The following is a 13,516-nucleotide window of genomic DNA, read 5'->3' on the forward strand; positions in this document are numbered from 1 at the left end:
CGCGCGGCGGCGGCCTTGCCCGGGGCCGGATGGCGACTCGCTGCCGGGCTCGCGCTCGCCTACCTGGTCGCGGCGACGATCTCGATGCTCATCGCACGCCAGCCCGGCAGCATCGCCTCGATCTGGTTCGCCAACGCGATCGGAGTCGCCGTGCTGGCCCACCAGCCCTGGCGGCGCTGGCCCCTGCTGCTGGCCGCCCTCGCCGGCGCCACGATGGCGGCCAACCTGCTGCAGGGAGACCCGCTGCTGCTGGCGGCCAGCTTCGTGCCGCCCAACCTGCTGGAGATGGGGCTCGGCGCCTGGGCGCTCAAGCACGTGCGGCTGCCCGAACGCGGGCTGCGTTCGGCCTCGGCGCTGGCGACGCTGCTCGTGCTCGGCGGGCTGCTCCCGCAGCTGCTCAGCGCCACGCTGGGCACCCTGATCCTCGCTCCACAGGGGCTGGGCGCGCTGGGCGGCGTCTGGCTGCCCTGGTTCGAAGGCAGCGTCATCGGCTCGATGTCGGTGCTGCCGCTGGCCTTCATCGCCTGCCGCGACGGCACGGCGGCGCTGACGGCCGGCTGGGACGACGCGCGTCTGGTGGTGCTGCTGCCGCTGGCCGTCGGCCTGACGCTGCTGTCGCTGGCGCAGCTGCCGTTCCCGTTCATCTACCTGACGCTGCCGCTGCTGCTGGGTGCCTTCCTGCTGTCGTACACCGCGCTGCTGGCGCTGACGCTGGCGGTCTCGCTGACGGTCGCGCTGGCGCTGGGCACCGGCGTCTTCGTGCCGCCGCCGCGGATGGCGGCCTGGCAGACGGTCTATGTCTACCTGGCCTATGCCGCGGCGCTGCTGCCGCCGCAGCTGCTGGCCGCGGCGCAGGCCGACCTGCACGACGCCCGCGAACGCCTGGAAGCGCGCTCGCGCGAGCTGCGCCTTGCCAACGACGGCCTTGAGCAGTTCGTGCGCATCGCCTCGCACGACCTGCGAGAACCGCTGAACACCGTCGTGCAGTTCGGCCACCTGATCGAGCAGGACGAGGCCCAGCGCCTGAGCGAGCCCGGCCGGCGTTACCTCGGCCTGATGCTGCAGGCCACGCGGCGCATGCGCACCCTGCTCGACGACGTTCTGCAGTACGTGCGCATGCAGCGCGGCGAGCCGCCGGCGGCGCAGGCGGTGGCCCTGGGGCCGCTTCTGGACGAGGTGCTGCTGGCGCTGGCGGCCAGCATTCGCGAGCGCGGCGCCGACGTGCATGTCGCGCCGCTGCCCGCCGTGCGCGGCAACCCGGCGCTGCTGTCGCTGCTGTTCCAGAACCTGCTGTCCAACGCGCTGAAGTTCGTGCCGCCCGAGCGGGCGCCGGTGGTGCGGGTCAGCGCCCAGGTCCTGGGGGGCTCGGCCTGGATCAGCATCGTCGACAACGGCATCGGCATCGCGCCGGCCGACCACGACAAGCTGTTCCAGCCTTTCCGCCGCCTGAACCTGCGCCGGCACTACGACGGCACCGGCCTGGGCCTGGCGCTGGCGCGCCAGATCGTCGAGGCCCACGGCGGCACGATCGAGCTCGAGTCCGAGCCCGACCGCGGCGCCTGCTTCAGCGTGCGCCTGCCGCTGGCCTGATCAGCGGATGCGCATGCCCGGCTGGGCGCCGGGCCAGGGTTCGAGCACGAAGACGCCCGGCTGGGCTTTCTCGTCGGCGTGGCTGGCGGCCAGCACCATGCCTTCGCTGACGCCGAACTTCATCTTGCGCGGCGCCAGGTTGGCGACGACCACCGTCAGCTTGCCGGCGAGCTGCTCGGGTGCGTAGGCGGCGGCGATGCCGCTGAAGACCTGGCGCGTGCGGCCTTCGCCGACGTCCAGCGTCAGCCGCAGCAGCTTGCTGCTGCCTTCGACCGCCTCGGCGGCGACGATGCGTGCGATGCGCAGGTCGACCTTGACGAAGTCGTCGATGCCGATCTCGGCGGCCAGCGGCTCGCCGCCCGGCACCGGCGCGGCCGGGGCCGGCGGCGGCTCGAACAGCGCGTCGAGCTTCTTCGGGTCGACCCGCTGCAGCAGGTGGCTGAAGGCGCCGATCGTGTGGCCGCCCAGCGCCCGCGCGGCGTCGCCCCAGGCCAGCGGCTCGATGCCCAGGAAGGCCTCGACACGCGCCGCGGTCGCCGGCAGCACCGGCTTCAGGTACAGCGTCAGCAGGCGGAAGGCCTCGATGCAGACCGTGCAGACGTCGTGCAGCCGCGCCTCTGCGCCGTCCTGCTTGGCCAGCTCCCAGGGTTTGTTCTGGTCGACGTACTCGTTGACGCGGTCGGCCAGCAGCATCACCTCGCGCAGCGCCTTGCCGTATTCACGCGTCTCGTAGTGCTCGCGCACGACGTCGGCGTGGGCGCGCAGGCCGTCGAGCAGCGCGCGGCCCTCGACGCCGACGTCGGCCGACAGCCGGCCGCCGAAACGTTTGGCGAGGAAACCGGCGGCGCGGCTGGCGATGTTGACGTACTTGCCGACCAGGTCGCTGTTGACGCGCGCGACGAAGTCCTCGGGGTTGAAGTCCAGGTCCTCGACACGCGCGTTGAGCTTGGCGGCGATGTAGTAGCGCAGCCACTCGGCGTCCAGGCCGAGCTCGAGGTAGCGCAGCGGGCTGATGCCGGTGCCGCGGCTCTTGCTCATCTTCTCGCCGCTGACCGTCAGGTGGCCGTGCACGTAGACGCGGTCGGGCGTCTTGCGGCCGCTGAACTTCAGCATCGCCGGCCAGAACAGCGTGTGGAAGGTGACGATGTCCTTGCCGATGAAGTGCACCTGCTCCAGATCGGGCTGGGCGAGGTAGGCGTCGAAGGCCGCGCCGGCGTCGCCCGGCACGTTCTTCACGAACCAGTTCTTCAGCGAGGCCAGGTAGCCCACCGGCGCGTCCAGCCAGACGTAGAAGTACTTGCCCGGCGCGCCGGGGATCTCGATGCCGAAGTAGGGCGCGTCGCGGCTGATGTCCCAGTCGCCCAGGCTGACCTGGCCGGCCTCGTCGCGGCCGAACCACTCGCGCACCTTGTTCGCGACCTCGGGCTGCAGGCGGCCGTCCTGGGTCCAGCTCTCGAGGTACTCGACGCAGCGCGGGTCGGACAGCTTGAAGAAGAAGTGTTCGCTCGTGCGCAGCACCGGCGTCGCGCCCGACAGCGCCGAATACGGCTTCTTCAGGTCGGTGGGCGCGTAGACGGCGCCGCAGACCTCGCAGTTGTCGCCGTACTGGTCCTGGGCGCCGCACTTCGGGCACTCGCCCTTGATGAAGCGGTCGGGCAGGAACATGCCCTTGTCGGGGTCGAAGAACTGCTCGATCGTGCGCACCTCGATCAGCTCGTTGGCCTTCAGCGCGAGGTAGATCGACTGCGCCAGCTCGTGGTTCTCCGGGCCGTCGGTCGAGTGCCAGTTGTCGAACTGGATGTGGAAACCGTCGAGGTACTGCTTGCGGCCGGCGGCGATGTCGGCGACGAACTGCTGCGGCGTCTTCCCGGCCTTCTCGGCGGCGATCATGATCGGCGCGCCGTGGGCGTCGTCGGCGCAGACGAAACGCACCTCGGCGCCGCGCATGCGCTGCAGGCGCACCCAGATGTCGGCCTGGATGTACTCCATCACGTGGCCGATGTGGAACGGGCCGTTGGCGTAGGGCAGCGCGGTGGTGACGAAGAGCTTGCGGGTCATCGGGAGCGGGCGTGCCGGTGGGCGCGCGCTGGGGGCAGGCAAAACGGGAATTCTAAGGACCGGCCCCCGTCGCCGGCCCGCCGCTTGCCCGCGCCGGCCGCGCGGATGCGCCGCGGGCGCTAGACTGCCGCGCCTTTGTCCCCCCAGCCTCCCGCCTGCCCTCCGCCATGGCCACCGTCACCGAAGCCGCGCTGCTCGAAGCGCTGAAGACCGTCGTCGACCCGAACACCGGCCTCGACCTGGTCTCGACGAAACAGATCCGCAACCTGCGCATCGCCGGCGGCGAGGTCGCCTTCGACGCCGAGCTCGGCTACCCGGCGAAGAGCCAGGTCGCGGCGCTCGCGGCGGCTCTGGAGGCGGCGGCGCGCAGCGTGCCGGGCGTCGAACGCGCCCAGGCCACGGTCTCGACGAAGATCGTCGCCCACGCCGTGCAGCGCGGCGTGCCGCTGCTGCCGGGCGTGAAGAACGTCATCGCGGTGGCCTCGGGCAAGGGCGGCGTCGGCAAGAGCACCACCAGCGTCAACCTGGCGCTGGCGCTGGCCGCCGAAGGCGCGTCGGTCGGCATCCTCGACGCCGACATCTACGGCCCCAGCCAGCCGACGATGCTGGGCGTGGCCGACGGCCAGCCGGCCAGCGTCGACGGCAAGACCATGGACCCGCTGGTCGGCCACGGCATCCAGGTGATGTCCATCGGCTTCCTCGTCGACCCCGACCAGGCGATGATCTGGCGCGGCCCGATGGCCACCCAGGCGCTGGAGCAACTGCTGCGCCAGACCAACTGGAAGGACCTGGACTACCTCGTCGTCGACATGCCCCCGGGCACCGGCGACATCGCGCTGACGCTGGCGCAGCGCGTGCCGGTCACCGGCGCGGTGATCGTCACGACGCCGCAGGACATCGCGCTGCTCGACGCCAAGAAGGGCCTGACGATGTTCGAGAAGGTCGGCGTGCCGATCCTGGGCATCGTCGAGAACATGGCCGTCTACTGCTGCCCGAACTGCGGCCACACCGAACACATCTTCGGCGCCGAAGGCGGCAAGCGCATGGCGGCGCAGTACGGCGTCGACTACCTCGGCGCGCTGCCGCTGGCGATGTCGATCCGCGAGCAGGCCGACGGCGGCCGCCCGACGGTCGTCGCCGAGCCCGACGGCGAACTCGCCGGCCTGTACAGGCAGATGGCCCGCCACGTCGCGGTGCGTGTCGCGCAGAAGGCCAAGGACTTCTCGGCCAAGTTCCCGACGATCACGGTGTCCAAGAACACCTGATCCGTCCCGGCCCGCCCCGGCCGGTTCCCCAGGGGCGCGTCGTCCGCCGCCCGGCCTGTCGAAGGCCGGGCCGTCCCGCGTGCCGAGGCGCGCGCCTTGCTTTCCCCGTTCCCCGATGTCGACCGACTCCCCGAACGCCGGCCGCGGCTGGCTGGACAAGCAGCGCAGCGTCGCGCCCCCGGGCTTCAACCGCTGGCTGGTGCCGCCGGCGGCGCTGGCCATCCACCTGTGCATCGGCATGGCCTACGGCTTCTCGGTCTTCTGGCTGCCGCTGTCCAAGGCGATCGGCATCACCCAGCCGCTGGCCTGCGGGCCCGAGGTCGGCTTCTGGCAGGAGCTGTTCGTCAGCCACTGCGACTGGAAGATCAGCACGCTGGGCTGGATGTACACGCTGTTCTTCGTGCTGCTGGGCAGCTCGGCGGCGCTGTGGGGCGGCTGGCTGGAGCGTGTCGGCCCGCGCAAGGCGGGTGTCGTCAGTGCGCTGTGCTGGTGCGGCGGCATGCTGCTGTCGGCGGCCGGCGTGCACTGGCACCAGTTCTGGCTGATGCTGCTGGGCTCGGGCGTCATCGGCGGCATCGGCCTGGGGCTGGGCTACATCTCGCCGGTCAGCACGCTGATCAAGTGGTTCCCCGACCGCCGCGGCATGGCCACCGGCATGGCGATCATGGGCTTCGGCGGCGGCGCGATGATCGGCTCGCCGCTGGCCGCCGAGCTGATGAAGGCTTTCGCCACGCCCACCGACGTCGGCGTCGCCGCGACCTTCGTCGTCATGGCCGCGGTCTACTTCGTCTTCATGATGGGCGGCGCGCTGGCCTACCGCATCCCGGCGGCCGACTGGGCGCCGGCGGGCTGGCAGCCGCCGCCCAAGGCCCAGCCGGGCACGGCGGCGATGGTCACCCACGGCCACGTGCACGCGCGCCGCGTCTGGCGCATCCCGCAGTTCTGGCTGGTGTGGATGGTGCTGTGCATGAACGTCTCGGCCGGCATCGGCGTCATCGGCATGGCCAGCCCGATGCTGCAGGAGGTGTTCGGCGGGCGTCTGGTGGGCGTCGACGCACGTTTCGGCGAACTGGACTCGGCACAGCTGGCGGCGATCGCCGGCGTGGCCGCCGGCTTCACCGCGCTGCTGTCGCTGTTCAACATCGCCGGGCGTTTCTTCTGGGCGAGTCTGTCCGACCGCATCGGCCGCAAATCGACCTACGTCGTCTTCTTCGTGCTCGGCGCGGCGCTCTACCTGAGCGTGCCCTACAGCGCCGGCGCGGGCAGCCTGCTGCTCTTCGTCGCCGCGTGCTGCGTCATCCTCAGCATGTACGGCGGCGGCTTCGCCACCGTGCCGGCCTATCTCGCCGACCTGTTCGGCACGCAGATGGTCGGTGCCATCCACGGCCGGCTGCTGACCGCCTGGGCCACCGCCGGCATCCTCGGGCCGGTGGTCGTCAACTACATGCGCGACTGGCAGCTCGCGCAGGGCCTGCCGCGCGAGCAGGTCTACAACCAGACCATGTTCATCCTCGCCGGCATGCTGCTCGTCGGCCTGGTCTGCAACCTGCTGGTGCGGCCGGTGAACCCGAAGCACTTCATGGACGAGGCCGAGCTCGCCGCCGAACGCCGTCTGGCGCACGGCCGCGCCCAGGCCGCCGAGACCGGCACGGGCACGACGAGCTTTCACCGCAGCCCCTCGCTGCTGGTGGCGCTGGCCTGGGCGGCCGTGGGCCTGCCGCTGGCCTGGGGCGTGTACCGTACGGCGCTCAGCGTCGCGCGCTTCTTCCACTGAGCGCCGCCGCCGCACGATGAACCTGCTGGACGCCTACCGCTACCTTGTCTCGCTCGAGCAGCACCGCCACTTCGGCCGTGCGGCCGCGGCCTGCCACATCACGCAGCCGGCGCTGTCGAACGCGCTGCGCGCGCTGGAGCAGCACTTCGAGGTCGCGATCGTGCGCCGCAGCCGCCAGTACGAAGGCCTGACGCCCGAAGGCGAACGTGTGCTGGCCACCGCGCACCGGCTGCTGCACGAGCAGGAGCTGCTGCAGCAGGACCTGCGGGCCGGCGCCGGCCACGCTCAGGGCCGGCTGGTGCTCGGCGCCGTGCCGACCGCGCTGCCGGTGGCGGCACGGCTGGCCGCACGCCTGGTCGAGCGCCACCCCGGCGTGCAGCCGCAGATCCGCTCGCTGGCCTCGCAGGAGATCGAGCTCGGCCTGGAGACGCTGGCCATCGACCTCGGCCTGGGTTATGTCGAACGCGCCCCGGCGCGGCTGGAGACGGTGCCGCAGTACGTCGAGCGCTACTACCTGCTGCAGCGGGCGCCGCGCACCGGCATGGTGATGGGCTTCGGCTCGCCGATGCCCTGGGCCGAGGCGGCGACGCAGCCGCTGGCGCTGCTGTCGCCGGAGATGCACAACCGCGCGATCCTCGACGGCGTGTTCCGCGAACTCGGCCGCATGCCGCAGCCGGCGATCGAGACCAACTCGGTGCTCGCACTCCTGGTCGCGGTGCAGGCCGGCGGTGTCGCCGCGGTGCTGCCCGGCGCGCTGGTCAGCACGCTGACCGCGCACGGTGAACTCGAGGCGCGGCCGCTGGTCGCGCCCGAGGTGCTGACGCCGATCGGGCTGATGCTGGCCGTCGGCGCGCGGCGCTCCCGGGCGCTGGAAGCGGCGCTGGAACTGGCGCGCGACCTGGTCTGGCTGGAGCACGTGCGCGGCCACAGCGGCACGCTGGAAGCCGCCGCGCGGCTGCGCCGGGCGCCGGCCTGAGCCTCGCGTCGCTTCTGCCATCTCGGGACTTTCCCTAGGGCGCGTTCCGCGCGCCGCACGCCGCTTGCCGTGTTCTCCCTCGTGAGCGGGCCTCGTGGCCGGGCTCCGATTCGGTGCGCGAATCGCGCGGTTCGTGTTTTCGATTGGACGCGCCTCGGATTTGCGCCAGATCATGGTGCATGACCCAGGACATTGTTTCCTCCACGATCGCGCGCCACCAGGGCCAGGAAGGCCCGCTGCTGCCGATCCTGCACGAGCTTCAGCACACGCTGGGCTACATCCCGCGCGAGGCGCTGCCGCAGATCGCCCAGGCGCTGAACCTGTCGCGCGCCGAGGTCCACGGCGTCGTCAGCTACTACCACCACTTCCGCACCGAGAAGCCGACGGCGCCGGTGCTGCAGGTCTGCCGCGCCGAGTCCTGCCAGGCGATGGGCGCCGACCGGCTCTGGGACCACGCCCAGGCGCACGGCGGCTGCCAGGTCGAGGCGGTCTACTGCCTGGGGCTGTGCGCCTCGTCGCCGGCGGCGATGCTGGGCGAGGAGCCGCTGGGCCGGCTGACGCCCGAGAAGCTCGACGAGGTGCTGGGTTGAACCGCCGCCTCTACATCCCCGAGGACAGCGGCGCGCTGGCCGTCGGTGCCGACGCCGTCGCGCGCGCCGCCGAAGCCGCCGGCGCCGAGGTCTGGCGCACCAGCTCGCGCGGGCTGTTCTGGCTGGAGCCGCTGGTCGAGGTCGACAGCGCCGAAGGCCGCGTCGGCTACGGCCCCTGCACGCCGGCCGACGTCGCGGCCATCGTCGCCGGCACGCCCGAACATCCGAAAGCGCTGGGGCCGATGGACGCGCTGCCCTATCTGCAGCGCCAGCAGCGCCTGACCTTCGCACGCGCCGGGCTGACGCGGCCGCTGTCGATCGCCGACTACGAGGCCCACGGCGGCGGCGCCGGCTTGCGTGCGGCGCGTGCGATGGCGCCCGAGGCGATCATCCAGGCCATCGTCGACAGCGGCCTGCGCGGCCGCGGCGGCGCCGCCTTCCCGGCCGGCATCAAGTGGCGCACCGTGGCCCAGGCGCCCGGCGAGCTGAAGTACGTGGTCTGCAACGGCGACGAAGGCGACTCGGGCACCTACGCCGACCGCATGCTGCTCGAAGGCGACCCCTTCCTGCTGATCGAAGGCATGGCCATCGCCGCGCGCGCCGTCGGCGCCTCGCGCGGCTACGTCTACGTGCGTTCGGAGTACCCGCGTTCGGTCGAGATCTTCGGCCGCGCGATCGAGGTCGCACGCGCCGCCGGCTGGCTGGCCGGCTTCGACATGGAAGTGCGCATGGGCGCCGGCAGCTACGTCTGCGGCGAAGAGACGGCGATGCTGGAGAGCCTGGAGGGCCGGCGCGGCGTGGTGCGCGCCAAGCCGCCGCTGCCGGCGATCGCGGGTCTGTTCGGCCGGCCCACCGTCATCAACAACCTGCTGACGCTGGCCGCGGTGCCGACCATCCTCGCCGAAGGCCCGGCCTACTACCGCGACTTCGGCGTCGGCCGCTCGACCGGCACGATGCCGTTCCAGTTGGCCGGCAACCTGCGTTTCCCCGGCCTCGTCGAACGCGCCTTCGGCGTCACGCTGCGCGAGCTGCTGTTCGACTACGGCGGCGGCACCGCCAGCGGCCGGCCGGTCAAGGCGGTGCAGGTCGGCGGGCCGCTGGGCAGCTACGTGCCCGAGGAACACTGGGACGTGCCGCTGGACTACGAGGCTTATGCCGTCGTCGGCGCGGTGCTGGGCCACGGCGGCCTGGTCGTGCACGACGACACGGCCGACATGGCGCGCCTGGCGCGCTACGCGATGGCCTTCTGCGCCCAGGAGAGCTGCGGCAAGTGCACGCCCTGCCGCATCGGCTCGACGCGCGGCGTCGAGGTCATCGACAGGCTGCTCGCCGGCGACGAGCGCCAGGAGGCGCTGCTGCGCGACCTGTGCGACACGATGAAACACGCCAGCCTGTGCGCGATGGGCAGCATGACGCCGCTGCCCGTGCTGTCGGCCCTGAACCACTACCCGCAGGATTTCCGGCGATGAACACGATCGAGACACCCGACCGCGGCACCCCGGCGCGCGACAGCGCCACCACCGTCACGCTGACCATCGACGGCCGCGCCGTCAGCGTGCCCGCGGGCACTTCGGTGATGCGCGCCGCTTCGGAGGCCGGCATCGAGATCCTGCGCCTGTGCGCCACCGAAGGCCTGGAAGCCTTCGGCTCGTGCCGGTTGTGCATCTGCGAGATCGACGGCCGCCGCGGCTACCCGTCCTCGTGCACGACGCCGGCCGAGGCCGGCATGAACGTGCGCACCCAAAGCCCCAAGCTCGCCGATCTGCGCCGCGGCGTGATGGAGCTCTACATCAGCGACCACCCGCTGGACTGCCTGACCTGCGCCGCCAACGGCGACTGCGAGCTGCAGACCCAGGCCGGTCTCGTGGGCCTGCGCCAGGTGCGCTACGGCTGGGACGGCGCCAACCACCTGAAGGCGGCCAAGGACGAGTCCAACCCGTACTTCGCCTACGACCCGAGCAAGTGCATCGTCTGCAACCGCTGCGTGCGCGCCTGCGAGGAAGTGCAGGGCACGTTCGCGCTGACGATCTCCGGCCGCGGTTTCGCCTCGCGCGTGGCCGCCGGCATGGACGAGCCCTTCCTGGAAAGCGAATGCGTCAGCTGCGGCGCCTGCGTGCAGGCCTGCCCGACCGCGACGCTGCAGGAAAAGAGCGTCATCGAGATGGGCCTGCCCGAGCACGCGGTGGTGACGACCTGCGCCTACTGCGGGGTCGGCTGCGGCTTCAAGGCCGAGATGCAGGGCAACCGCGTCGTGCGCATGACGCCGTGGAAGGACGGCCGCGCCAACGAGGGCCACGCCTGCGTCAAGGGCCGCTTCGCCTGGGGCTACGCGACGCACAAGGACCGCGTCACCAAGCCGATGATCCGCGCGAAGATCACCGACCCCTGGCGCGAGGTCAGCTGGGACGAAGCCATCGCCTACGCCGCCGGCGAGTTCCGCCGCCTGCAGGCCGAACACGGCCGCGGCGCGGTCGGCGGCATCACCTCGTCACGCTGCACCAACGAAGAGGCCTACCTGGTGCAGAAGCTGGTGCGCGCGGCCTTCGGCAACAACAACGTCGACACCTGCGCACGCGTGTGCCACTCGCCCACCGGCTACGGCCTCGGCCAGACCTTCGGCACCTCGGCCGGCACCCAGACCTTCAAGTCGGTCGCGCATTCGGACGTCGTGCTCGTCATCGGCGCCAACCCCAGCGACGCGCACCCGGTCTTCGCCTCGCGGCTCAAGCGCCGGCTGCGCCAGGGCGCCAAGCTGATCGTCGTCGACCCGCGCCGCATCGACCTCGTCGCCTCGCCGCACGTCAAGGCCGAGCACCACCTGCAGCTCAAACCCGGCACCAACGTCGCGGTGCTCGACGCGCTGGCGCACGTCATCGTCACCGAGGGCCTGGTCGACGAGGCCTTCGTCGCCGAGCGCTGCGATGCCCGCAGCTTCGGCCAGTGGCGCGATTTCGTCGCCCGGCCCGAGAACTCGCCCGAGGCGCTGGAAGCCGTCAGCGGCGTGCCGGCGGCCGCGGTGCGCAGCGCCGCGCGGCTGTACGCGACGCGCGGGCTCAACGCCGCGATCTACTACGGCCTGGGCGTCACCGAACACGCCCAGGGCTCGACCGCGGTGATGGCGATCGCCAACCTGGCGATGGCCACCGGCAACGTCGGCCGCGAAGGGGTCGGCGTCAACCCGCTGCGTGGCCAGAACAACGTGCAGGGCTCCTGCGACATGGGCAGCTTCCCGCACGAGCTGCCGGGTTACCGCCACATCAGCGACAGCACGGTGCGCGCCGAATTCGACGCCGCCTGGGGCGTGACGCTGGACCCGGAGCCGGGGCTGCGCATCCCGAACATGTTCGACGCCGCGCTCGGCGGCAGCTTCAAGGGCCTGTACGTGCAGGGCGAGGACATCGTGCAGTCCGACCCCAACACCCAGCACGTCGGCGCCGCGCTCGAGGCGCTGGAGTGCCTGGTGGTGCAGGACATCTTCCTCAACGAGACCGCCAAGTTCGCCCACGTCTTCCTGCCGGGCTCGAGCTTCCTCGAGAAGGACGGCACCTTCACCAATGCCGAACGCCGCATCAGCCGCGTGCGCCGCGTGATGCCGCCGCTGGCCGGTCTCGCCGACTGGGAGGTGACGGTGCGCCTGGCCAACGCGCTCGGCTACCCGATGGACTACGCCCATCCCGAGGCGGTGATGCAGGAGATCGCGGCGCTGACGCCGAGTTTTGCCGGCGTCAGCTACGAGAAGATCGAGCGCCTGGGCAGCGTGCAGTGGCCTTGCCACGCCGGCACCGACGAAGCCGGCACCTCGGTGATGCACGTCGGCGGCTTCGTGCGCGGCAAGGGGCGTTTCGTCATCACCGCCTACCAGCCGAGCGACGAACGCGCCAACCGGCGCTTCCCGCTGCTCTTGACCACCGGGCGCGTGCTCAGCCAGTACAACGTCGGCGCGCAGACGCGGCGCACCGCCAACACCGCCTGGCACGACGAGGACCGGCTGGAGCTGCACCCCAGCGACGCCGAGTTGCGCGGCGTCGCCGACGGCGACTGGGTCGGCATCACCAGCCGCGCCGGCGAGACCGTGCTGCGCGCGCGGGTCAGCGAGCGGGTGGCACCGGGCGTGGTCTACACGACCTTCCACTTCCCCGAGTCGGGCGCCAACGTCATCACCACCGACAGCTCCGACTGGGCCACCAACTGCCCCGAGTACAAGGTGACGGCGGTCGAGGTGACCAAGGTGACGCAGCCCAGCGAGTGGCAGCGCCGCTACCGCAGCTTCAACGAAGCGCAGCTGCGCGCGCACGCCGAGCGCGAGACCGCCGCCGCGGCGGCCAAATAAGAGCAGGGGAGACGACGATGAACAGCGAACAGCTCGTCCAGATGGCCAACCGCATTGCCGCGTTCTTCGCGGCGATGCCCGAGCACGCCGAGGCGGTGGACGGCGTGGCCGGCCACATCCGCAAGTTCTGGGAGCCGCGCATGCGCGAGCAGCTCGGCGCGCTGATCGCCGGCGGCGACGCGGCGGCGCTGCACCCGCTGGTGCTCGAGGCCTGGGAGCGGCTGGCGCTGCGCGCCTGAGCCGCGCTCAGCGCCGCATCGCGCGGAACTGGGCCCAGGCGACCAGCGCGATCAGCGGCAGCGACAGCTCGATCGTCTCCTCCAGCGCGCCGACCAGCAGCCCGGTCGACTCGGAGAACACGATGCCGGCCTGCTCGGCCAGCAGGTTCAGCGAGCGGTCCAGCACCTTGGTCACGACCATCGTCACGATGAAGACGACGACGCTGGTGGCCACCGGGTCGCGGCGCTGCCACAGGCGCAGCGTGCTGCGCGCGTAGCCCAGCACCAGCAGCAGCACGGCCAGCCCGACCGCGGCGACGGCGACGAAGGCGATCAGGCGCTGCTGCAGCGGCGCGTCGCCGAGGTAGTAGCTGACCTTGAGCACGCTCTTGCCGGTGAAGGCCTTGTGCCAGTCCATCTCGCGCGCGCCGAAGCCGCAGAACAGCACCGCCAGCGCCAGCCGCGTGGCCGGTTCGATGCGCCGCGACAGCAGGAAAACGAGCGCGCAGACGAAGTAGAGCGCGGCGTTGGTGCCTTCGATCGGGCCGTTCTCGGCCTTCAGCCAGCGCAGCGTCTCGGGCGTGAGCAGCAGCCAGAAGAGGGTGGCGGCGAGGGAAGCGGCAACCGGCCACCACACGGCGAGCCAGCGGCCGCCGCGGGGCGATGCCTGGAACATGGTTGTGACTTGACGGTGAAACCCCTCATTCTAGGTGTG

At 71.7% G+C, this 13,516-nt stretch carries 10 protein-coding genes; 8 read left to right on the forward strand and 2 right to left on the reverse strand.

What is annotated here, in order from left to right; all coding sequences use genetic code 11:
- Positions 1–15: 15 nt before the first annotated feature.
- Positions 16–1,590, forward strand: coding sequence for a sensor histidine kinase (locus EV684_RS14125; protein ID WP_207184500.1), 1,575 nt, complete (start codon positions 16–18; stop codon positions 1,588–1,590).
- Here EV684_RS14125 and metG read toward each other — a convergent pair whose 3' ends face one another.
- Positions 1,591–3,648 carry a methionine--tRNA ligase gene (metG, locus tag EV684_RS14130; protein WP_132647921.1) on the reverse strand — a complete coding sequence of 686 codons (2,058 nt, stop codon included), beginning with the start codon at positions 3,646–3,648 and terminating at the stop codon, positions 1,591–1,593.
- Between the two features lie 167 nt (positions 3,649–3,815).
- Here metG and apbC point away from each other — a divergent pair, with 167 nt between their 5' ends.
- The 7 genes from apbC (at position 3,816) to EV684_RS14165 (ending at position 12,822) form a co-directional block, all read left to right on the forward strand.
- Entirely contained in the window at positions 3,816–4,913 is a 1,098-nt protein-coding gene (apbC, locus tag EV684_RS14135; protein ID WP_132647922.1) for an iron-sulfur cluster carrier protein ApbC, read from the forward strand.
- A gap of 115 nt (positions 4,914–5,028) precedes the next feature.
- Complete coding sequence (locus EV684_RS14140; protein WP_132647923.1) at positions 5,029–6,687, forward strand: OFA family MFS transporter; 1,659 nt, start codon at positions 5,029–5,031, stop codon at positions 6,685–6,687.
- 16 nt (positions 6,688–6,703) lie between these two features.
- On the forward strand, positions 6,704–7,663 hold the full coding sequence (locus tag EV684_RS14145; RefSeq protein WP_132647924.1) for a LysR family transcriptional regulator: 960 nt from the start codon (positions 6,704–6,706) through the stop codon (positions 7,661–7,663).
- A 179-nt stretch (positions 7,664–7,842) separates the two neighbouring features.
- Positions 7,843–8,253, forward strand: a complete 411-nt coding sequence (locus EV684_RS14150) for an NAD(P)H-dependent oxidoreductase subunit E (RefSeq protein WP_014429861.1) — start codon at positions 7,843–7,845, stop codon at positions 8,251–8,253.
- Entirely contained in the window at positions 8,250–9,722 is a 1,473-nt protein-coding gene (locus tag EV684_RS14155; protein WP_132647925.1) for an NADH-ubiquinone oxidoreductase-F iron-sulfur binding region domain-containing protein, read from the forward strand. The genes EV684_RS14150 and EV684_RS14155 overlap by 4 nt, the downstream gene beginning before the upstream one ends.
- Positions 9,719–12,583 (forward strand): formate dehydrogenase subunit alpha, encoded by a 2,865-nt coding sequence (fdhF, locus tag EV684_RS14160; RefSeq protein WP_132647926.1) that lies wholly within the window; start codon positions 9,719–9,721, stop codon positions 12,581–12,583. Before EV684_RS14155 ends, fdhF begins: the two co-directional genes overlap by 4 nt.
- Positions 12,584–12,600: 17 nt before the next feature.
- Positions 12,601–12,822: a formate dehydrogenase subunit delta gene (locus EV684_RS14165; RefSeq protein WP_132647927.1), complete on the forward strand. Its 222-nt coding sequence runs from the start codon at positions 12,601–12,603 to the stop codon at positions 12,820–12,822.
- 7 nt (positions 12,823–12,829) lie between these two features.
- Here the strand turns inward: EV684_RS14165 and EV684_RS14170 are convergent, their stop codons facing one another.
- Positions 12,830–13,477 (reverse strand): hypothetical protein, encoded by a 648-nt coding sequence (locus EV684_RS14170; protein ID WP_132647928.1) that lies wholly within the window; start codon positions 13,475–13,477, stop codon positions 12,830–12,832.
- Positions 13,478–13,516 lie beyond the last annotated feature (39 nt).

This window comes from Rubrivivax gelatinosus, from assembly GCF_004340905.1.
Taxonomy (GTDB): Bacteria; Pseudomonadota; Gammaproteobacteria; order Burkholderiales; family Burkholderiaceae_C; genus Rubrivivax; species Rubrivivax gelatinosus.